General features: G+C 64.6%; 21 protein-coding genes and 1 pseudogene. 15 read left to right on the forward strand and 7 right to left on the reverse strand.

The window, feature by feature from the left end; genetic code table 11:
- Positions 1 to 44 precede the first annotated feature (44 nt).
- Positions 45 to 833: a hypothetical protein gene (locus R4P47_RS18970; RefSeq protein ID WP_317785449.1), complete on the reverse strand. Its 789-nt coding sequence runs from the start codon at positions 831 to 833 to the stop codon at positions 45 to 47.
- A gap of 150 nt (positions 834 to 983) precedes the next feature.
- Here R4P47_RS18970 and R4P47_RS18975 point away from each other — a divergent pair, with 150 nt between their 5' ends.
- From R4P47_RS18975 to R4P47_RS18985, 3 genes are all read left to right on the forward strand, one after another.
- Positions 984 to 1,400, forward strand: a complete 417-nt coding sequence (locus tag R4P47_RS18975) for a DUF3151 domain-containing protein (protein WP_068053907.1) — start codon at positions 984 to 986, stop codon at positions 1,398 to 1,400.
- A gap of 37 nt (positions 1,401 to 1,437) precedes the next feature.
- Entirely contained in the window at positions 1,438 to 2,532 is a 1,095-nt protein-coding gene (locus R4P47_RS18980) for an FUSC family protein (RefSeq protein ID WP_094640956.1), read from the forward strand.
- Between the two features lie 79 nt (positions 2,533 to 2,611).
- Positions 2,612 to 3,541, forward strand: a complete 930-nt coding sequence (locus R4P47_RS18985) for a cation diffusion facilitator family transporter (RefSeq protein WP_317785450.1) — start codon at positions 2,612 to 2,614, stop codon at positions 3,539 to 3,541.
- On the opposite strand, the gene R4P47_RS18990 is transcribed toward R4P47_RS18985, so the two are convergent.
- The 3 genes from R4P47_RS18990 to R4P47_RS19000 form a co-directional block, all read right to left on the reverse strand.
- On the reverse strand, positions 3,531 to 3,998 hold the full coding sequence (locus R4P47_RS18990; protein WP_068053912.1) for a pyridoxamine 5'-phosphate oxidase family protein: 468 nt from the start codon (positions 3,996 to 3,998) through the stop codon (positions 3,531 to 3,533). The two genes, R4P47_RS18985 and R4P47_RS18990, sit on opposite strands and share 11 nt — an antisense overlap.
- Before the next feature lie 130 nt (positions 3,999 to 4,128).
- The gene (locus R4P47_RS18995) at positions 4,129 to 4,902 is read right to left on the reverse strand and encodes a site-2 protease family protein (RefSeq protein ID WP_317785451.1); all 774 of its coding nucleotides are present in this window, start codon (positions 4,900 to 4,902) and stop codon (positions 4,129 to 4,131) included.
- Positions 4,899 to 5,564 carry a hypothetical protein gene (locus tag R4P47_RS19000; RefSeq protein WP_068053919.1) on the reverse strand — a complete coding sequence of 222 codons (666 nt, stop codon included), beginning with the start codon at positions 5,562 to 5,564 and terminating at the stop codon, positions 4,899 to 4,901. Before R4P47_RS19000 ends, R4P47_RS18995 begins: the two co-directional genes overlap by 4 nt.
- 202 nt (positions 5,565 to 5,766) lie before the next feature.
- Between R4P47_RS19000 and R4P47_RS19005 the strand changes: the two genes are divergently transcribed.
- The 8 genes and pseudogenes from R4P47_RS19005 (at position 5,767) to R4P47_RS19040 (ending at position 12,588) form a co-directional block, all read left to right on the forward strand.
- The gene (locus tag R4P47_RS19005) at positions 5,767 to 7,056 is read left to right on the forward strand and encodes an adenylosuccinate synthase (RefSeq protein ID WP_317785452.1); all 1,290 of its coding nucleotides are present in this window, start codon (positions 5,767 to 5,769) and stop codon (positions 7,054 to 7,056) included.
- Positions 7,057 to 7,513: 457 nt separating this feature from the next.
- A pseudogene (locus R4P47_RS19010) lies at positions 7,514 to 8,080 on the forward strand (alternate-type signal peptide domain-containing protein); the annotation flags it as partial.
- Positions 8,081 to 8,161: 81 nt separating this feature from the next.
- On the forward strand, positions 8,162 to 8,647 hold the full coding sequence (locus R4P47_RS19015) for a hypothetical protein (protein WP_317785454.1): 486 nt from the start codon (positions 8,162 to 8,164) through the stop codon (positions 8,645 to 8,647).
- The gene (locus R4P47_RS19020; RefSeq protein WP_317785455.1) at positions 8,644 to 9,243 is read left to right on the forward strand and encodes a signal peptidase I; all 600 of its coding nucleotides are present in this window, start codon (positions 8,644 to 8,646) and stop codon (positions 9,241 to 9,243) included. The genes R4P47_RS19015 and R4P47_RS19020 overlap by 4 nt, the downstream gene beginning before the upstream one ends.
- Positions 9,240 to 9,749 carry a hypothetical protein gene (locus R4P47_RS19025; RefSeq protein ID WP_317785456.1) on the forward strand — a complete coding sequence of 170 codons (510 nt, stop codon included), beginning with the start codon at positions 9,240 to 9,242 and terminating at the stop codon, positions 9,747 to 9,749. The genes R4P47_RS19020 and R4P47_RS19025 overlap by 4 nt, the downstream gene beginning before the upstream one ends.
- Before the next feature lie 86 nt (positions 9,750 to 9,835).
- Positions 9,836 to 10,357, forward strand: a complete 522-nt coding sequence (locus tag R4P47_RS19030) for a SipW-dependent-type signal peptide-containing protein (protein WP_317785457.1) — start codon at positions 9,836 to 9,838, stop codon at positions 10,355 to 10,357.
- Positions 10,358 to 10,360: 3 nt separating this feature from the next.
- Positions 10,361 to 12,058: a signal peptidase I gene (locus R4P47_RS19035; RefSeq protein ID WP_317785458.1), complete on the forward strand. Its 1,698-nt coding sequence runs from the start codon at positions 10,361 to 10,363 to the stop codon at positions 12,056 to 12,058.
- An 89-nt stretch (positions 12,059 to 12,147) separates the two neighbouring features.
- The gene (locus R4P47_RS19040; protein WP_317785459.1) at positions 12,148 to 12,588 is read left to right on the forward strand and encodes a hypothetical protein; all 441 of its coding nucleotides are present in this window, start codon (positions 12,148 to 12,150) and stop codon (positions 12,586 to 12,588) included.
- Positions 12,589 to 12,656: 68 nt separating this feature from the next.
- Here R4P47_RS19040 and R4P47_RS19045 read toward each other — a convergent pair whose 3' ends face one another.
- Positions 12,657 to 13,181: a methylated-DNA--[protein]-cysteine S-methyltransferase gene (locus R4P47_RS19045; protein ID WP_317785460.1), complete on the reverse strand. Its 525-nt coding sequence runs from the start codon at positions 13,179 to 13,181 to the stop codon at positions 12,657 to 12,659.
- A gap of 91 nt (positions 13,182 to 13,272) precedes the next feature.
- Here R4P47_RS19045 and R4P47_RS19050 point away from each other — a divergent pair, with 91 nt between their 5' ends.
- A complete protein-coding gene (locus tag R4P47_RS19050) occupies positions 13,273 to 14,754 on the forward strand; it encodes a PLP-dependent aminotransferase family protein (RefSeq protein ID WP_068053970.1) in 1,482 nt (493 codons plus the stop codon).
- Between the two features lie 6 nt (positions 14,755 to 14,760).
- Here R4P47_RS19050 and R4P47_RS19055 read toward each other — a convergent pair whose 3' ends face one another.
- The gene (locus R4P47_RS19055) at positions 14,761 to 15,837 is read right to left on the reverse strand and encodes a CaiB/BaiF CoA-transferase family protein (protein WP_317785461.1); all 1,077 of its coding nucleotides are present in this window, start codon (positions 15,835 to 15,837) and stop codon (positions 14,761 to 14,763) included.
- A gap of 94 nt (positions 15,838 to 15,931) precedes the next feature.
- Between R4P47_RS19055 and purT the strand changes: the two genes are divergently transcribed.
- Together purT and R4P47_RS19065 are read left to right on the forward strand one after the other, a co-directional pair.
- Entirely contained in the window at positions 15,932 to 17,128 is a 1,197-nt protein-coding gene (gene purT / locus R4P47_RS19060) for a formate-dependent phosphoribosylglycinamide formyltransferase (protein WP_317785462.1), read from the forward strand.
- A 24-nt stretch (positions 17,129 to 17,152) separates the two neighbouring features.
- Positions 17,153 to 17,635, forward strand: a complete 483-nt coding sequence (locus R4P47_RS19065; protein ID WP_068053977.1) for a DUF456 domain-containing protein — start codon at positions 17,153 to 17,155, stop codon at positions 17,633 to 17,635.
- 1 nt (position 17,636) lies between these two features.
- On the opposite strand, the gene R4P47_RS19070 is transcribed toward R4P47_RS19065, so the two are convergent.
- A complete protein-coding gene (locus R4P47_RS19070; protein ID WP_068053980.1) occupies positions 17,637 to 18,383 on the reverse strand; it encodes an amidohydrolase family protein in 747 nt (248 codons plus the stop codon).
- 55 nt (positions 18,384 to 18,438) lie between these two features.
- Between R4P47_RS19070 and R4P47_RS19075 the strand changes: the two genes are divergently transcribed.
- Complete coding sequence (locus R4P47_RS19075; RefSeq protein WP_317785463.1) at positions 18,439 to 19,308, forward strand: SMP-30/gluconolactonase/LRE family protein; 870 nt, start codon at positions 18,439 to 18,441, stop codon at positions 19,306 to 19,308.
- Positions 19,309 to 19,328 lie beyond the last annotated feature (20 nt).

A 19,328-nucleotide genomic window follows, 5' to 3' on the forward strand; every position in this document is an offset into this window, starting at 1 on the left:
GCGGAAACTCGTAGCAGGCTACGAGTTTCCGCGCACCTGCAGCGTCAGCTGCACACCTTCCACTGATCGCCCTCGAGGCGCAGGTCGAAGGTGCGCGGCGATCGATCGTTCGGGTTGGCCTCGGTGTGCGCGATGACCTGGGCGATCGCGGTGGTGTCGTCGCCGACCTGGATGGCGTCGATGCTGTCGAGGGTCGGGATGTTGCCCTGCTCGGCCGAGACGCGGTGGACATCGGCGAATTCCGCGTCCGGGATGTCCCGGTAGAACGTCGCGAGGTCACCGCACGAGGTACTGCGCAGCGTGGCGAGGTCGCCGTCGGCCAATGCGCGGGTGAACGACTCGACGGTCGTTCTGATCCGGGCCTCCGGGGAGTCGTCGACGCTCGTGCGGTCGATCAGCAGATACGCACCGGCGGCGACTGCCGCGACCACGACAACTACAGCCACCAGCGCCGCCCACCACTTCTTCCGACTCGGTTTGCCGGGTTCCGTCGGCGGGGGTCCGACGCGCTGCGGTCCGACCTGCTTCGGTCTCGGTTGCTGCGGCTCGATCTTCCTCGGCCCGACCGGCTGCGGCACGGCGGCTGGTGATTTCTTCTCTGCCGCAACATCTTTCGCTGGAGCGCCGGACGGGTTTCGCGGCGGGATACGACGCGGGGCTGCAGTCGGCTTCGCGACCGGCTTCGCCTCCGCTGCCGGTTCCTCGGCTGGGGCAGTGACGATCTTCTCGGTCGGAGGGTCGGCGGGCTCGTCGACCTGCTTCTTCTTGCCCAGATCGATCTTCTCGGTGGCCGCGTCGGCCTCGGAGGGCGCCTTCTTCTTCTCGTCCGGCATGCGTTCTCCCTCGTTCACCGAATTCATCCGAGAACTCGGAGGTTCTCGATTTCGTCAGCTGGCAGCCTATCGACCGGGTGTGCCGCTCGCCGCGAGCGCCACCGGGGGTGTTCGGACACGATTCGGTGACGTAGGGGCACAATGAGCGCCATGACTTCTTTCGGTGATCTGCTCGGACCCCAACCCACACTGTTGCCCGGAGACGACGAGGCCGAATCCGCGCTGCTGAACCACGAAGCGCCCGAGGCTGTCGCGGCGGCGCATCCGACGGCGTCCATCGCGTGGGCCTACCTGGCCGAGGCCGCCCTCGAGTCCGGTGCCACCATCACGGCGTACGCCTATGCTCGTACCGGTTACCACCGAGGTCTGGACCAGTTGCGTCGTAACGGATGGAAGGGATTCGGGCCGGTCCCGTACAGCCATGAGCCCAACCGAGGATTCCTCCGATGCGTCGCAGTCCTCGCCAAAGCGGCCCGCGACATCAACGAGCACGACGAGTACGCCCGCTGCCTCGACCTCCTCGAAGACTGTGACCCCAAGGCAGCAGAAGCGCTCGGCCTGGGCTGACAGGGCGCGCGCCAGCCGGGTGCGCGGCCGAACCCGAGTGAAATCGGGCAGCGCTCGGCTGAAGTTGTCGCTGCTGCCCATCATTCAGTGCGCGTTGGCGGCAGGTGTGGCGTGGTTCGTCGCGACGGACATCGTCGGTCACGAGAGCCCGTTCTTCGCGCCGATCGCCGCTGTCGTCTCACTGGGCGTCTCGCTCGGTGCGCGGGTGCGCAGATCGGCCGAGCTCGTCGTCGGAGTGACGGTGGGCATCGGCATCGGAGATCTGCTGATCTCACTGATCGGAAGCGGTCCGTGGCAGATCGCTCTTGTCGTGGTGTTGGCGATGTCGGCTGCGGTGTTCCTCGACGGCGGCCCGATCATCGCTATGCAGGCCGGATCGTCCGCCGTGCTGGTCGCGACACTCATTCCACCCGGCAACATGGGTGGCCCCAACCGCATGGTCGACGCGTTGGTCGGTGGCCTGGTGGGCATCGCGATCGTGGCGTTGATCCCGACGCATCCGGTGTGGCGAGCCCGTAAGGATGCGGCGAGCGTGTTGGCGACGGCTGCGAGCGTGTTGCAGAAGGTGGCCGACGGTTTGGTGGCCAACGATCCCAAACCGATCGAGGAGGCGTTGCGCAAGGCGCGTGCGACGCAGTCCGGTATCGATGCTCTGCGGACCGACCTCAAGGGCGGCCGGGAGATCGCGCGAATCTCTCCGATGTATTGGAACCACCGCAATCGTCTTGCGGCGCTCGCGGCCACGGCCGATCCCATCGACAACGCCGTCCGCAATATCCGGGTGCTCGCGCGCCGGTCGCTGACGTTGGTGCGCGACGACGAGATTCTCGATCCGCGTGTCGTCGACGAGGTGGAGAAGTTGGCGCATGCGGTGGAGGTGTTGCGGCAGATGATCCTCGCCGATCCGGGACAGAAGCCCGACGCGGCAGAAGCAGCGCGAGTGTTGAGGTCGGTTGCGGCCGGTGCCAAGCCGGAGTTGATCTCGAACGCCGGTCTGTCGGCGACGGTGGTGCTGGCGCAGTTGCGATCGATCATCGTCGACTTGCTGCAGGTCGCCGGGCTCAAGCGTATTTCTGCATTGGCGACACTTCCACCGACGGTGGACCATCCGCACGTCCCGCCGGAGTTGTGACCCGAGCACACCATTGCATATATGCGTATGTACGCATATGGTGACTTCCGGAAGTCGACATCGGTCACCAGGGGGAGTCATGGGCGCGGGTCACGGGCACAGCCACGGCGTGGGCGGTCACTCGCCCGCAGGTGCGGGGCCGCCCAGGTCTCGGGTGCGCAAGATGGTCGTCGCGCTGGCGATCCTGGTGGTGTTCCTCGTCGTCGAGGCATCCGTGGCCCTGGCTATCGGGTCGCTCGGCCTGCTCGCCGACGCCGGCCACATGCTCACCGATGTGCTCGGCATGTCGATGGGTCTGATCGCGTTGATGCTCGCTCGCAAGGGAAGTGCAGCAGCGGCAAGAACATTCGGCTGGCATCGGGCAGAAGTGTTGACCGCCATCGCAAATGCCGTTCTGTTGCTCGGTGTTGCGGCGTTCATCATGTACGAGGCGATTTCACGCATCGGCGATGCTCCTGAAATCCCCGGCGTACCACTGATTCTCACCGCGACGGCCGGTCTCGCGGCCAACATTGTCGTGATGCTGCTCATTCGTGGCGACGCCAAGGATTCCCTGGCCGTCCGCGGTGCGTACATGGAGGTTCTGGCCGATGCGGTCGGTAGCGTCGGCGTGCTCGTGGCCGGCGTGCTGATGGTCGTGTTCGGGTGGACGTGGGCGGACATCGTCGTCGGCGTCCTGATCTCGCTGTGGGTCATTCCGCGTGCGATCAAGCTCGCCGGGTCGGCGCTGCGCATCCTCACCCAGGCGAGCCCGGCAAATGTCGACGTCGACGCGCTGACCGGCGACCTGCGCGCGCTACCGGGCGTGACGGGAGTGCACGACCTGCACGTGTGGACACTCACCACCGGAATGGATGTGGCCACGGTGCACCTCGAATGTGAGGGGTCGTCGTCGATGGTGCTCGATCGTGCCAAGTCGCTGCTGTCCGGCTACGGCCTCGACCACGCCACGGTGCAGGTCGAACCCGCCGCGCACGGCCGAACCTGCAAGGAAGAGCTCACCTGGTGACGGTGTGTACGTCGGAGCCGGGACGCCACACGTCGATCTGCATGTGATCGTCCACCAGTGAGGTCAGTACGACCTCGGTGATGTCGAGATCGAACACGTGGTACGGCACCAGCTCGCCCGGCGCGGCGTCGAATATCGGTTGCAGCACAGCAGGATCGGTGATTTCGACGGCACGCCCGCCGATCTTCGCGTCCCCGCCCTCCATCGAGTGGTGACCCGGATTGCTGTGCAGCGCGAACCGTCCGTCGCGCTGGAGATCTCGTGCTTTGACGGCTCCGAGCATCGAGCCGAGGCGCAGTACGCCGCTGTCGTCGAACTCGACCTCGGTTCCGCTGACGCGCGGTGAGCCGTCCACCCGGAGCGTCGCGAGTACATGGTGCTTGTGGGCGGTGAATCTGGCGCGCACCGCCGATGCCAGGCTCGGTGCTGCCGTCGAGAAGTCGTTCCACGTCGTCATGGGGAAATTATGCGACCGAGCACCGACACAATCGGGAAAGTCTGCACAGAACCTGCCTGCATCGACGGAATCCCGTCGATCGCGCTCGAAACCGTGCAATTCTTCCCGCTGCTCCTGGATGAACCAGCCGTCACAGCCAGAATCGCATCAGGTAGTTGCCGTTGCCTGCGAAGAACTCGGGAACACCGGACAGCCCGAACAGGGTGTAGATCGCACCGAAGAACAAGGAGTTGACTGCGGGCACGAACAGCAACGCGACGAGAACGAGGATTCCGTAGCCCTTGAACTGGTTCAGCGATGCACGGGTGGCGGGCGAGAGCGAGGGCTCGAGTGCGGCGTAGCCGTCGAGTCCCGGAACCGGAATCAGGTTGAGGATCGTGGCCATGATCTGCAGGAACGCCAGGAAGCTGAGCCCGTACCAGAAGGCCTGATGAGTGCCGTCGGTGCCGAACATGCGAATGACGATCAGGAGTGCCACGGCGACTAGGGCATTGGCGAAGGGGCCGGCGAGGGCGATGCGCCGCTGCGTGGACGCCGAGAACTGCCCGGTCCGGAGGTACACGGCCCCGCCCGGAAGTCCGATTCCGCCGATCGCGATGAACACCACCGGTAAGACGATCGAGAGCAGCGGGTGGGTGTACTTCAGCGGGTTGAGCGTCAGATAGCCGCGGAGTTCGACCTCTCGGTCGCCGGCGCGGAATGCGGTGAATGCGTGACCGAATTCGTGCAGGCACACCGAGGCGATCCAGCCGGCCAGTACAAGGACGAACACTCCGAGGCGCGCGGTGAACGAGGTGACGTCCTCGGCCGTCCACGCCAGCGCGCCGCCCACTCCCGCGACGGCGAGGACGGCAACGAACACCGGGCTCGGCAGAACGGGACTGCGGCGCAGCGGAACGGTCATCGGACCAGTAGCCACTCTTCGTGGTGACGATAGAACGTCGACCGCTTCACCGTTCGGTCGCCGGCGATGCCGTCGCGCATCAGGTCTGCGGCGGGGGAGCCGAGCTGCATCGCCCGTCCGCTCACCCAGCGGCGAGGCAGAAATCGTCGACGGCTGATCACTCGCGCGCGCAGCCCCGGCAGTTCCGGGGTCGGTGCCACCTCGACGCCGGGTACGACTCCGGAGAACAACCGAGTGTCGTCGACGTATGCCTCGCCCTCGAGTTCCGCGCCGCCGGCACCGCCGAGGAGCGCGCGACCGACAACGGCCTTGCCTGCGTCGTCGCGAATGAGGGGTGTGCTCGACGCCTTGCCCGTCAGTGCCACCTTTGCGGCACGGGATCCCGTTCCGAGCTTGTAGATGTGGGCGGCGTCGGTCGCGGTCTCCGGTACGAATGCGACTTCGACGTGCAGCCGATCGGTGCGCATCAATCGGGTCAGTACGGCCGCCAGGGACGCGTCGCTGCCCAGGACGATGATGCGGGGGGCCGGTGCGGATTCGATGTCGGAGAAGATCGCGCTGCAGTCGTCGTCTGTCGGTACTGCATCGGCGGTGCGCAGTGGGACGTCGGTCAGCGTGATCGGCAACGGCGGATTTCCGCAGTGCAGAACGAACGGTGTCACGGCGCTCCTAGATCTTCGTCGAACCCTCGAACGACCATAGTGCCCTCGTTTCGGCTCCACCGTAGCGGCATGCGGGCCAGCTCACCGCCTCGGCTAGACTGTTCCCCCGGCCACTGTCGCGCCTGCGGCAAATGGTGACGGCTGCGTTCGATCGAGCAGTATTTGCAGCGCGTCCTCGCACGAAAGCAACGTAGGAGAGCACATGCCGGCGATAGTCCTGATCGGCGCCCAGTGGGGCGACGAGGGCAAAGGCAAAGCCACCGACCTGTTCGGCGAACGCCTTCAGTGGGTCGTTCGCTACCAGGGCGGCAACAACGCCGGTCACACGGTCGTCCTTCCGAACGGCGACAAGTTCGCGTTGCACCTGATCCCGTCGGGAATTCTCACGCCCGGCGTGAAGAACGTCATCGGCAACGGCGTCGTCGTGGACCCGGGTGTGCTGCTCACCGAGCTCGAAGGCCTCGAGAAGCGTGACGTCGATACCACGAACCTGCTGCTCAGCGCCGATGCGCACCTGATCATGCCGTACCACGTCGCCATCGACAAGGTGACCGAACGCTTCCTCGGTGCCAAGAAGATCGGAACCACCGGCCGCGGTATCGGGCCCTGCTATCAGGACAAGATCGCTCGCGTCGGCGTCCGCGCAGCCGATGTGCTCGACGAGAAAATCCTGACCCAAAAAGTCAAGGCCGCACTGGAATTCAAGAACCAGGTGCTCTCGAAGATCTACAACCGGCGGGCGCTGGACTCACAGCAGGTGGTCGACGAGGTGCTCGAGCAGGCCGAGGGCTTCAAGCACCGCATCACCGACACCAGGTTGCAGCTCAACCTCGCGCTCGAGCGCGGCGAGACCATATTGCTCGAGGGGTCGCAGGGCACTCTGCTCGACGTCGACCACGGCACCTATCCCTACGTCACGTCCTCGAACCCGACTGCGGGCGGCGCGTCGGTCGGTTCCGGCATCGGCCCCAACAAGATCGGGACCGTCCTCGGCATCCTGAAGGCGTACACGACGCGTGTCGGCTCGGGACCGTTCCCGACGGAGTTGTTCGACAATTACGGTGAGTACTTGGCCAAGCAGGGCGGCGAGGTGGGCGTCACCACCGGGCGTGCTCGACGCACCGGCTGGTTCGACGCCGTCATCGCGCGATACGCCACCCGCGTCAACGGCATCACCGATTACTTCCTGACCAAGCTCGACGTGCTCTCCAGCCTGGACACGGTGCCCATCTGTGTCGCGTACGACGTCGACGGCGTCCGGCACGACGAGATGCCGATGACGCAGACCGGTTTCCATCACGCCAAGCCGATCTACGAAGAGATGCCCGGTTGGTGGGAAGACATCTCCGGTGCCCGCACGTTCGAGGAACTGCCGATCAACGCACAGAACTACGTGCTGCGTCTCGAAGAGCTCTCGGGTGCGTACATGTCGTGCATCGGAGTCGGACCGGGCCGCGACGAAACCATCGTTCGCCGCGACATTCTGCGGTAGGCAACCACTGCGAAATTCAAGCCCCGAGGCGTAGAGCCTCGGGGCTTTTTCGTGCCCGGATGCGCCGTCGATTGTCGACTTCGCACATCGGTGAGAAACAGCGGAGCGGGTAGGAAAAATGAGGACGAAAGCATTTCGTTCGCTGTAATCGAGAACGGTACCTGCGGCGATCCGCTGCAAGGTGGCTGTTTTCGTAATTCGAGAAGCTTTACATGCCGAGATCATGTGTAAACCAAAAGTACGAAACGAGCGGCCGAACATTCCCTCGGACTTTTACCATCACTTGGGTAACGGCCGAGAAGGTCGTTCCGAAACAATGGGCATCGCACCAGTTGCGGAGGCCTCTTCGGATGGCCGACGATCCGTTCGGATCACCCCCCTCGGCCTTAACGGCCACCGAAGAAAGTAGAACAAATGAACAAGGCAACCAAAGGCGCCATAGCCGGGGGCGGCAGCTGTACTGCTGCTCGGCGGTTTGGGATCGCTAGCTGTATGGAATGACAGCGAGACACTCGGCGGTGGAACAATTACCTCAGGAGACCTCAGCCTCGAGTTGGTCCCCAACTCGGTCGCCTGGTTCGACGCATCGGACGACGTCAATGGCGGAGTCGACCTACCGATCGCAGACATTGCGGCGTTCCGCATCGTTCCCGGAGACGTTGTTGCCTACACGGCTCAGTTCGACATTCAGGCCGAGGGCAACAATCTGACGGCCAATCTCACCGCAGACACCAGCAACGTTATTGCCAGTACTGTCCCTGACTCGGCCGAGTTGCTGAGCGCCATCACTACCTCCGTATCTGCCACCGACCAAGGTGGTGCCGCTCTCCCCACGGACGGCGCAGGTTCTGCAGTCATCACCGCCCCTAACGCAGCAGCCGAAAATCAGAGAATCACAGTTCGAGTCGAGTTCGTGTTCGACGTCACGACGGGAGACGCGCCAGGTACGGGAACGGATGCCCAGAACCAGAGCATCAGCCTGGAGGAATTCACCCTCGACCTCACACAGATCCGTCCGCTCTGAGTCCTGGTTCCTTTGAAGCACGGTCGATACTGGGCGTTGGCAGCCGCGTCCGTCCTTGTGGTGAGTTTTGGCTCAGCACAGGTGACGGGCGCGCTATGGCGCGACGAGGAAGTGCTCGGCGGGGGCACCATCACCTCGGGCACCTTGGACATCAAGCTCGGGCCAGAGGGTTCGGCCGAGGTGGCGGACTTCGTCATCCCGGGGTTGGGTAACGACGTCCTCGTGCCGAACGGTTTCGCGCAGGCACCGTTGTTGATTCGCAACAACGGAAGCACCCCCTTCGTCTTTCGCCTGCAGACCACGACGGTCAATGGATCGCTCCCATTCACTCTGACGGCGAGCACCGTCGCCGACGCGTCGGCATGCCCCGCAGCCGGCGCACCCACCGGTGCGACAGCGCTGTTCAATGGCAATGCGGCGGGCGCTCAGGTGCCCACGGCGCCCGCGGCCCGCCCCCTTGCTCCAGGATCGAACGAGGTGTGGTGCTTTCGCCTCACCACTTCCGATTCACCACCCCAGAGCGTCTCCTCGACGGTGACGTTCTCTTTCCGAGCGGATCAGGCATGACCACCGACGACACCGATGTCATCCCGGTCGTCCCGCCACATGAGGAAGACGACGAGCACACGGGCGTGTGGTGGTGGACGAGCCGCATAGTGTCGTACACCCTGCTGGCCGCGATGGTTCTGATTCTTCTGGCCACTGTCGTTGTCCCGCGAGTCACTGGGTCCACTCCGTACACCGTCCTCACACAGTCGATGGAGCCGACGTATCCGCCCGGCAGTCTGATCGTCGTGCGTCCCGTCGATCCCAGCGAACTCGCCATCGGAACTCCGATTACCTACCAATTGCGTTCGGGTGAACCGGAAGTGGTGACCCACCGCATCGTTGCCACCCGGCAGAGCGGAGGCGGTGAACTCACGTTCATCACGCGCGGCGACAACAACGGTGCCGACGACGAGAACCCAGTTCAGGTGGGGCAGATTCGCGGCGAGGTGTGGTACTCGATTCCGTACATGGGATACGTGAACAACTGGCTGAACGGTGAACAGCGCAAGATCACCGTCGCCGTCATTGTCATCGGCCTGTTCGGTTACGCCCTGGTGATGTTTGTAGGGGCCGGTGTCGATCGCTACCGGAGCCGGAAGGAGCAATCACTTTGAGACACATCACTTTTGTCGCCTGCACGGCCGCCTTCGCCGGCGTCGCAGTGGTGTTGTTCCTCGGTGCCGGATCCACCCGAGCGCAAACGATCAAGTACAGCGACGACGGGAGGGAGTGGGCGCCGACCCTTCGAAGTGCATTCTTCGACAACGATATTCGGTGGGTTCCCGGCGACTCGCGTGAATCACGATTCCACGTGTTCAACGACACCGACCGGGACGGACGCCTCTGGCTGACCTTCGACAGCGACAACCCGGCGTTCCTTCGAGCCCTGAGCGTCTCCATCGGCGGCGGCGAGGTGGCCGAATCGTGCGCGTGGATCGACCTCGAGGCCGGGGAGAAGAAGCGCATCGACGCGGAGGTCTCGATGGCCGATTCAGCCGGAAACGACACTCGAACCTCCATCGCACGAATCGATCTGATCGTGCAATGGGACAACAGCAACAACGCCGAGTGCCCGGAATTCTCGGGCGCGCGGACGGATACGGAAGGGGCGCAGCCCTGATGTCGCGGCACAGTGGCACCGCCGGTGCAAGGTCGGTTCTCCGCCGAATAGGCTCTGCGCTCATCAGCGCGCGCGCCCGAGCCATCATGTCGATTGGCATCGTTCTCGGGCTCGGTGCCGTGGGAACCCTTGCTGCATGGTCGGATTCGGCGACCGCCACGTCGGGTGTGTTCACAACGGGTCGGCTGGATATCAAAGTGGGTACACCGGCGATCGACAACAATCCGCCGGTATTCGCGACCACACTGGCAAATCCTGCGATTTTTCCCGGCGATACAGTCGCAGCTGGACTCCTCATATCCAACGCGGCCGGTTCCGTAGCCAACACATACACGATCTCCGTGGTAGCCAGTAACGCTGACCTGGGGAACAGGCTCAGCTCCTCGGTGCACACCGGGGTGCCATCGTCCGGCGTGGCGTGCTCCGGTGCGGCGATAAGCACTGTCACCGGCCTGGGAGCTTCGACGCCGTTTCCGGCTCTGAACCGATCTCTACCCGTGAACGGCTCCGATCAGCTCTGTATCAGCGTGACGATGACGGCCGGGGCTCAGCCGAGTCCCGCGCTATCCGGCACCGTTACGTACACCATCACCGCGACGTCGACGTAGATCATGTCCGATACCCACGCCGCCTCGGCTACCCGCGTGCGATCTCGCCCGCGTCTGCTTCGCGAGATCGCTCTGACCGTCGGTGCTGTCGCCGGGTTGATCTGTGTGCTGTTCGCGCTCGCGGCCGTGTTCTTCGGTATCACCCCCCTGATTTTCCGTTCCGGGTCCATGGCCCCGGCCATCGACACGGGCGCTCTGGCGCTGAGCAAGACGACTCTGGTCGCGGACATCGAGGTCGGTGACATCGTCAAGGTCACCAACGCGTCGGGGGCAGGAATCACCCACCGCGTGGTCGAGATCGGGGCTGTCGGAACCGATAGCGCGCAGCTGTTCCTTCAGGGTGACGCTAACGCTGAGCCCGATGCCGAGAGTTACGTGGTGTCCGAGGCCGATCGTGTGTTCTTCAGCGTCGGGAAACTCGGCTATGCGGTCAGCTGGCTCAGCGGCCCGGTCGCAGTGTTCATCGGTGGCATCGCCGTCGGCGCACTTCTCATGACCGCGTTCGGTTTTCGTAGGCCCAGCGTGGAGTCCGATGCGGAGTCCACTGCGAAGCCCGACGACGATCGACTGCAGGAATCGCGCAGTGGGCGGCACAGTGCCGAGGGCCGCGGTACGTCGACCCTCGGGGTGGTGCTCGCGTTGGCGACCATCTCGGCCGTGGGTATCAGTGCCTCGAACACTCCGACAACCCTTGCTGCGGGACAAGATACGGCGACAGCCCTCAGCGGCACCATCACCACGGCGTTGCCCATTCCCGCACCGCTGTCTCTGACGTGTACCAATGACGAGCGGGGGCTTATCGGTACGATTCGCTTCGTGAATCTCACCTTCCCGTCGCGGGGGGCGCAGTACACCTACCAGCTGACACTGAAGAAGGCCGGCGAAAACGACCGTGAGTTCGCGGTGGCCGGAACCGCTGCTACCGGAGTGGTCATCACTCAAGCAGTGGAAAACGGAGCACTCTTGGAATTGCTGCCGCTACCCCTGGCTCCGGTGCTCGACGGTGTCTATACCGCCTCGATCCGAACCAAATCGGGCACCAGGTTTTCACAGCCGAGTCCCACTGTGAACATAACCATGAACAACGGTCTGCTCCTCGGCCTGGCTGCCAGTGCTCGTTGCGGAGGCACCGCTGCTGCCGCCCGCAGCGCCCCTCAGGCCCTTGTTCCCGAGACCACCACACCCGCGCCGACGGTGACGTCGTCTCTCGTTCCGGAGTCGACACTCGCACCGGCCCCGACCACGATGGATCCGTCGCTCATCGAGGAGTCCCCGGCTCCGCCGCCGGTCGAGGTTCCGCCGACAACGACGACCGAACCTCCGACAACGACAACCGTCCCTCCGACAACGACAACAACGACTGTCCCACCGCCGACCACCACCACTCCGCCTGCTCCCGCGGTTCTGTCCGCCCCGGTGGCCTCGCCGTCGGGTGCGTCGACTGCCCAGGTCGTCGACATCGACGGCGTTCCGACGCTGCAGATCGTCGACGCCACCGGAGCGGTGCAGTACAGCGCTCCCGCTACGTCCAGTGAGGCGTACGGCTACGGAGTGAACTGGTCGGCGGGAGATCAGCTGTGGCTACTCGGTCCCGATCAGTTGGTTCGTCTCGACGGCAGCGGCGGTTCGTGGTCTCGGACGGTGATCGATCCGACGGCGACGGATCTCGTTCCGGCCGATATTCTCGAGCTCCTGAACTAGCCCATTTCACATATATGTCTTATTCGTCAGGCGCCGCCGCTGGTCGACGTGGATAATTGTCGCCAGGTTGGGCGACGAAAGGTCGAGCGATGACTGAAAATTACAACGGATTGGAAGTTTTCAGCTACCAATTCGATCGCTTCGCATACGAACATCCCTGGATCGGCGCTCAGGCCGGTGAATTCATGCTCGGTCCCGAGGGCGGAGGAATGCTCGAATTCACGCACGCTACCGTCTTCGCTCTTCCCGAAGGTGGCGCCCACGAAGTGCACGGTCCGATCCTCGACTGGTACCTCGGCCACGGGGGACCCTATGGCGCACTTGGCTATCCGATCAGCAACGAGCGCCCGACGCCCACTGGATCCGGTCGGTACAACCTCTTTCAACGCGGAGCTATCGGGTGGCTGCCGGATGTGGGTGCATTCACGATCGGCGGTCGTTCGGAGGAATCCGATGTCAGCCCCGGGCCGGAAGCCGTAACGGTGTCGGCAGTCGATACTCCGATCGAGGCTCTCGGTATATCTGCCTGAATTCCGGACCAGGTCCCCGTTTCGGCAGGTTTATTCGGGCAAACAGTTTCAATCAATTGTGCGGCAATTCAGAACAAAGTCGGCTCGTCGAATCCCGGGACTCCCTCGATACCGAGTATTTTTTGTTTGGTGTTCGTACCACCCGGTGCCGAGAAGCCGCCGACTTCCGTACCGGCACCGAGTACCCGATGGCACGGGACGATGATCGGTACAGGATTGCGTCCCAGCGCACCGCCTACTGCCTGGGCTGCGCCGGGGTGGCCGAGTCGCCGGGCAATGTCGCCGTACGTGAGTGTCGCGCCCCGGGGAATCCCACTGCACACGGTGTACACCGCGGCGTCGAACTCGGAGACGTCCAGCACCAGCGGAATCGGGCTCATGTCGACAGTACGTCCATCGAGCAGGGCGACAATTCGCTCGATCGCTTCGGCTGCGAGGGGGTCGACCGGTCGTTCCACTGCACCGAAGCCGGCGAGGTAGTCCGTCATCGCCTCGTCCGATGGTTCGGGGAGGGCGACCGCGACCACTCCGTCGTCGGTCCAGGCGATGCCGCAACGGCCGATGGCGGTGTCGAAGAGCGTGCTGCTCGGCATCCGTCCAGTATTCACCTGACCTCGGTCGGCAGTCCAGTGAAATGCGCAATGGACTTGAAAGTCGAAGACCAGTGGGCGAATACTGGTGGGCATGGCTTCGAGAGTCCTCAATGCAGCGTCACTGGCCCGTGATCTCGGCAGCTGGCGCGGCGACGCGTCCTCGGACGGATCCGGGAGGCGCAAGGCGTCGCGTCCGACGTATCGGGCGTTGGCCGACGGCGTTCGACTGCTGATTCACGACGGTCGCATTCCGCTCGGTGTCGGTCTGCCCAGTGAGCGTGATCTGTCGGCGGCTCTCGATCTCAGTCGTACCACCATCACGTCCTCGTACTCGGTCCTGCGCGACGAGGGCTATCTGATCAGCAGGCAGGGATCGCGCAGTACCGTCGCCCTGCCCGCAGCGCCCACCCCCAATGGATTGCTGATCCAGTCGACGACACCGTCGGGGCCGGTGGTGGACATGTCCCACGCGGCAATGGCAGCGGCGGACGGCACCATGACCGCGGCGTACGAGTCTGCGCTCCAGGCACTTCCGACGTATCTGCCGACGCACGGCATGGAGCCCATCGGTCTGGCGGTGCTGCGGGAGGCCATCGCGCAACGCTTCGTCGAGCGTGGCCTGCCGACGACGGCCGATCAGATCATGGTGACTTCCGGTGCGCAGCAGGCAGTTCGGTTGTTGTTGGGCACGTTGACCTCGCCCGGTGATCGAGTGCTGATCGATCATCCGACCTACCCCAACGCGCTCGAAGCCATCAGGCGAGTCGGTGCCCGTCCCGTGCCAGTGCCGGTGCGACCGGCCGACGGCGATTGGGACCTCGACGGGATACGCAGTGCCGCAAGGCAAACCGCCGCCAAGGTGGCGTATCTGATACCGGACTTCCACAACCCGACCGGCCAGGTGCTGGGTGCCGAGGGCCGAGCGGAGCTCGCCCGCATCACCCGTGACACGCGCATGACGCTCATCGTCGACGAGACCATGGTGGACCTGTGGCTCGACGCCCCACCACCCCCTCCGGTCGCGTCGTTCGGGCGGGTCTCGGGGTCCGATATCGTCACGATCGGGTCGGCATCCAAGTCGTTCTGGGGTGGCCTGCGCATCGGATGGATCAGGGCGCATCCGTCGCTCGTCTCGCAGCTGGCGGGCTCGCGGGCAGCACACGACCTCGGCACGTCGATCATGGATCAGTTGGCGTCCTCGTTCCTGCTGCAGGACGCGGAACCGGCGCTCGAGCTCCGTCGATCCCAGCTGCGTGAGCGTCGAGATGTGCTCGAAGATGCTCTGGCCGAACATCTTCCGGATTGGCGTTACCGACGCTCCGAGGGTGGCATGTCGCTGTGGTTGCAGCTACCCGCACCGGTGTCGAGTGCGCTCGCCGCCACCGCTCCCGCTTTCGGCGCAGTGCTGGCCGCGGGACCGAGGTTCGGCGTCGAGGGTGCCTTCGAGCGCTACCTGAGGCTGCCGTACACCCGTGAGCCGCAAGAGCTTCGGGCCGCGGTGATGGCGACGGCGGCGGCGTATCGAGCACTGGCCCCGAGCGCCGAATCGGAACAACCGGCGCTGGTCTTCTGACCCGAGCTAGCTCCAGACCGAGCCGATGTCGGTTGCTGTGGAGGGCGGTGGCGTCGGGACTCCGTTTTCGGTGCGGGAGAACCGGGGTGCCGGACGGTGCTGGGTGACGCCACCGACGTCGATGAGCGAGTCGCGATCCTTCATGTGTGGGTGATTCGGTGCCTCGGCGAAGGTGAGGACCGGTGACACGCAGGCGTCGGTCCCGTCGAAGATCGCGGCCCATTCGTCGCGAGTCTTGGACAGGAATGTCTCCGTGAGCTTCTCGCGCAACTCGGGCCAGCGGGACTTGTCCATCTGCGACGGTAGGTCGGCATCGGCGAGGCCGAGTCCGGTGAGCAACTGAGCGTAGAACTGTGGCTCGAGCGAGCCGACTGCCATGTACTGGCCGTCGAAGGTCTCGTAGGTGTCGTAGAACGGCGCGCCGGTGTCGAGCAGGTTGGTGCCACGGTCGTCGCTCCAGGCTCCGACGCCACGCCACGACCAGATCATGTGCGAGAGTGCGGCGGTGCCGTCGACCATCGCTGCGTCGACCACCTGGCCCTGCCCGGAGCTCTGGCGCTCGTAGAGCGCCGCCATGATGCCGAAGACGAGGAACATGGAGCCGCCGCCGAAGTCGCCGACCATGTTCAGTGGCGGCACGGGCCGCTCGCCCTCGCGGCCGATCGCGTTGAGCACACCGGTGACGGAGATGTAGTTGATGTCGTGGCCGGCGGTCTGCGACCAGGGGCCTTCCTGACCCCAGCCGGTCATCCGGCCGTAGACCAGACGCGGGTTGCGGGCCAGGGCGTCGTCGGGTCCGAGGCCGAGGCGTTCGGTGACGCCGGGGCGGAACCCTTCGATCAGCACGTCGGCGCGCTCGATCAGGCCGAGGACCTTCTCGATGTCGGCGGGATCCTTGAGGTTCGCCTCGACGATGGTGCGGCTGCGCAGCTGATGGTCGTCCGGGGACACCTGGCCTGCGCGTTGGACGCGTACGACGTCTGCGCCGAGGTCGGCCAGCAGCAGTGCGGCGTGCGGGCCGGGCCCGATGCCCGCGAGTTCGACGACGCGGAGCCCTGTCAGCGGTCCACCAGTGTTCGACACGTTGTTGCCTCGTTCCGACTCGTCAGCTGCGAATGTGAATGGAGACTAACTTGTACTAGGTCGTCCAACTGATCGGGGTGTGGATAATAGGGCTGTGACTGCCCCAGATCCCGTCCGCATCGGTACTCCGCTCACTCCCGGGGCCACCCGGGTGATGTTGCTCGGCTCGGGTGAGCTGGGCAAAGAGGTGATCATCGCGTTCCAGCGCCTCGGCGTCGAGGTGATTGCCGTCGATCGCTACGACAACGCCCCCGGTCACCAGGTGGCCCATCACGCGTTCACGATCGACATGAGCAACCCCGAAGAACTACTGGCGCTGATCGATTCGCAGCAGCCGGACTTCGTGGTGCCGGAGATCGAGGCCATCGCCACCGATGCCCTGGCCGAGGTGGAAGCGCGGGGCAGGACGGTCGTGATCCCGACGGCTCGCGCGACTCAGCTGACCATGAACCGTGAGGGCATCAGGCGTCTCGCAGCCGAGGACCTCGGGCTGCCGACGTCCCCCTATGCGTTCGCGGATTCGCTGGAAGACGTGCGAGAAGCGCTGTCCATCATCGGCTTTCCCGCAGTCATCAAACCCGTCATGTCCTCGTCGGGCAAGGGTCAGTCCGTCGTTCGCAGCGAGGCCGATGTCGAGACGGCGTGGGAGTACGCGCTGAAGGGCGGCCGCGTCGACCTCGGTCGCGTCATCGTCGAGGGATTCGTCGATTTCGATTACGAGATAACGCTTCTCACCGTCCGAGCAGCGAACGGAACCTCGTTCTGCGAGCCGATCGGGCACCTGCAGGAATCCGGCGACTACATCGAATCCTGGCAACCCCAACCGATGTCCGACGCGGCCCTGGCCGGTGCGCGCGATGTTGCCGAGCGGATCACCACGGCCCTGGGTGGACGCGGGTTGTTCGGCGTCGAACTGTTCGTGCAGGGCGACAACGTCTACTTCTCCGAGGTCAGTCCGCGGCCACACGATACGGGTCTGGTGACGCTGCGCACACAACGGTTCTCGGAGTTCGAGCTGCATGCCAGGGCCGTTCTGGGTCTGCCGATCGACACGACGCTGCTCTCGCCCGGTGCGTCGGCGGTCATCTATGGCGGCGTCGACGCGGACGGCATTCACTTCGACGGCGTCGCCGATGCGCTGGCGGTTCCCGAGACCGACCTTCGCCTGTTCGGCAAGCCGACGAGCTTCGTCCGGCGTCGGATGGGAGTGGCGGTGTCGACGGCGTCGGATATCGACACCGCACGGAGCCGGGCACGCGAGGCAGCGGGCAAGGTTCGTCCCGTCGTCTGACCGGACACAGGGCACACTGAGCTCATGAGTGCGCTCGGAGAAGTCCTAGTCGGCCTGGTGATTCTGGTCGGCCTCGTCGGTATCGTCGTCCCGATTCTGCCGGGCACCATCCTGATCTTCGGGGCCGTCGCAGTGTGGGCGTGGGTCACCGGCGGAGCCGCCGCGTGGACGGTCTTCGCGATCGCGACGGTGCTGCTGGTGATCAGCGGCGTCGTGAAATACACCTGGCCCGGGCGGCGCATGCGGGAGGCGGGTGTGCCGACGCGATCGCTGATGATCGGCGGACTGCTCGGCATCGTCGGATTTTTCGTCATCCCCGTCCTCGGCCTGTTCGTCGGCTTCATCGCCGGCGTCTACGTGGCGGAAGTGCCGAGACACCGAAACCATTCCGAGGCATGGAGATCCACCGTGCACGCCACCAAGGCCGCTGGTCTGTCCATTCTGGTGGAACTGTTCGGTGCCCTGCTCGCCTCGGCGGTGTGGCTCGGCGGCGCGGTGTTCGTCTAGGTCAAGGGACCCGATACCAAGCCCGGGCGTTGCCGTCGAGCACCGCCGGGAGATCGCCGCCGACGGCGTGAGAAATGATGTCGATGTCGTTCGCCGAGAACGGGCGTGGGGCGCGGGTGCCCGGTAGATCGGTGCCGAACATCAACGCCGCGGGATTGACCCGGTGAATCTGCTGCAGGGTGTCGGCGATATCGAGATCGACCCGGCCGAATCCCGTTGCCTTGACGCGTACTCCGCGGTCGACGAGATCGAGCAGGTACGGCAGACCCTGTGTCGAGAGTCCCAAGTGATCGATGCTCACCGCCGGCAGTTTCGCGAGGACGGGTTCGAGCGAGAGCAGCAGGGACGCATCGACGTACAGCTCGGCGTGCCACCCCACCAGATCGTGGACACGACGCGCCTGAACGGTGAGCATCTGCAGATCCGTCTCGCCGCGTTTGAGATTGAACCGCATTCCCCGCACGCCCGCGTCGTTCAGTGCGACGATGTCCTCGTCGGAACATTCCGGATCGATCTGAGTGACGCCGACCCAGCCGCGTCCCAGAGTCTCCAACGCAGCGAGCAGAAAACTTTGATCGGTGCCCTGGAACGACCCCGTGACCACTGCGCCGCCGGTGATACCGAGCCCGTCGACGTCGTACAGGTAGTTCGAGACGGTGTACGGATCGGGCAGGAAACCGTGGTTCTCGATGAGCGGAAACTTCGGGTCGATGATGTGTAGGTGGGCGTCGAACACGGCCCCCAGCATGCCAGCTCACCCATTCGGCGTCGCGGCCACCGTTCGCGGTGTTTGAATTCGAAACATGAAACCGGAGACCACTGTCGTTCTCGACGGATACACCTATTTCGAATGTCCACGCTGGCACGAGGGGAGGATCTGGGTATCGGACTTCTACTCCCATCGCGTCGTGTCCGCCCTCGAGGACGGCTCCGACGTACGAGTCGAAGCCGAAGTACCCAATCAGCCGTCGGGCCTGGGATGGTTGCCCGACGGGCGGCTGCTCATCGTGTCGATGCGCGACTACAAGCTGCTACTGCGTGAGCACGACGGCTCACTGACCGTGCACGCCGATCTGTCGACGTACGTGAAGGCGAACCTCAACGACATGCTCGTCGACGCGCAGGGCCGCGCGTACATCGGTAACTTCGGGTTCGATCTGATGAACTTCGCGCCCGTGGAGACGGCCGATCTGATTCGCGTCGATCCGGACGGTTCCGCGCACGTGGTGGCGTCGGATCTGTACTTCCCCAACGGGATGGCCTTCACGGCGTCGGGCGAACTGCTCGTCGACGAGACGGTCGGCAACCGGGTCAGTGCCTTCGACATCGCCGAGGACGGGTCACTGGGGGAGCGGCGCGACTGGGCGACGTTCGGTGAGTTGCCGTCGTCGACGGACATGGCCACGGCCATGGGCGAGGTGAAGGTGGCGGCCGACGGTTGCTGCATCGACACCGACGGCACGATGTGGATCGCCGACGCGCTGGGGCAGCGAGTGCTGCACGTGGCACCGGGCGGGGAGATTCTGCAGCAGCTCGATTTCGATCTCGGGGTCTTCGCTTGTGGACTCGGCGGATCCGACGGCCGCACGCTGTTCGTCTGCGCTGCACCGGATTTCAACGAGCATCAGCGCAAGATCGAGACCGAGGGAAAGCTGCTGGCAGTGCGGGTATAGAGCGCTCCGCGCATGTGAGT

The sequence above is a fragment of the Rhodococcus sp. IEGM 1370 genome (genome assembly GCF_033142325.1).
In the GTDB taxonomy this organism is placed as follows: domain Bacteria; phylum Actinomycetota; class Actinomycetes; order Mycobacteriales; family Mycobacteriaceae; genus Rhodococcoides.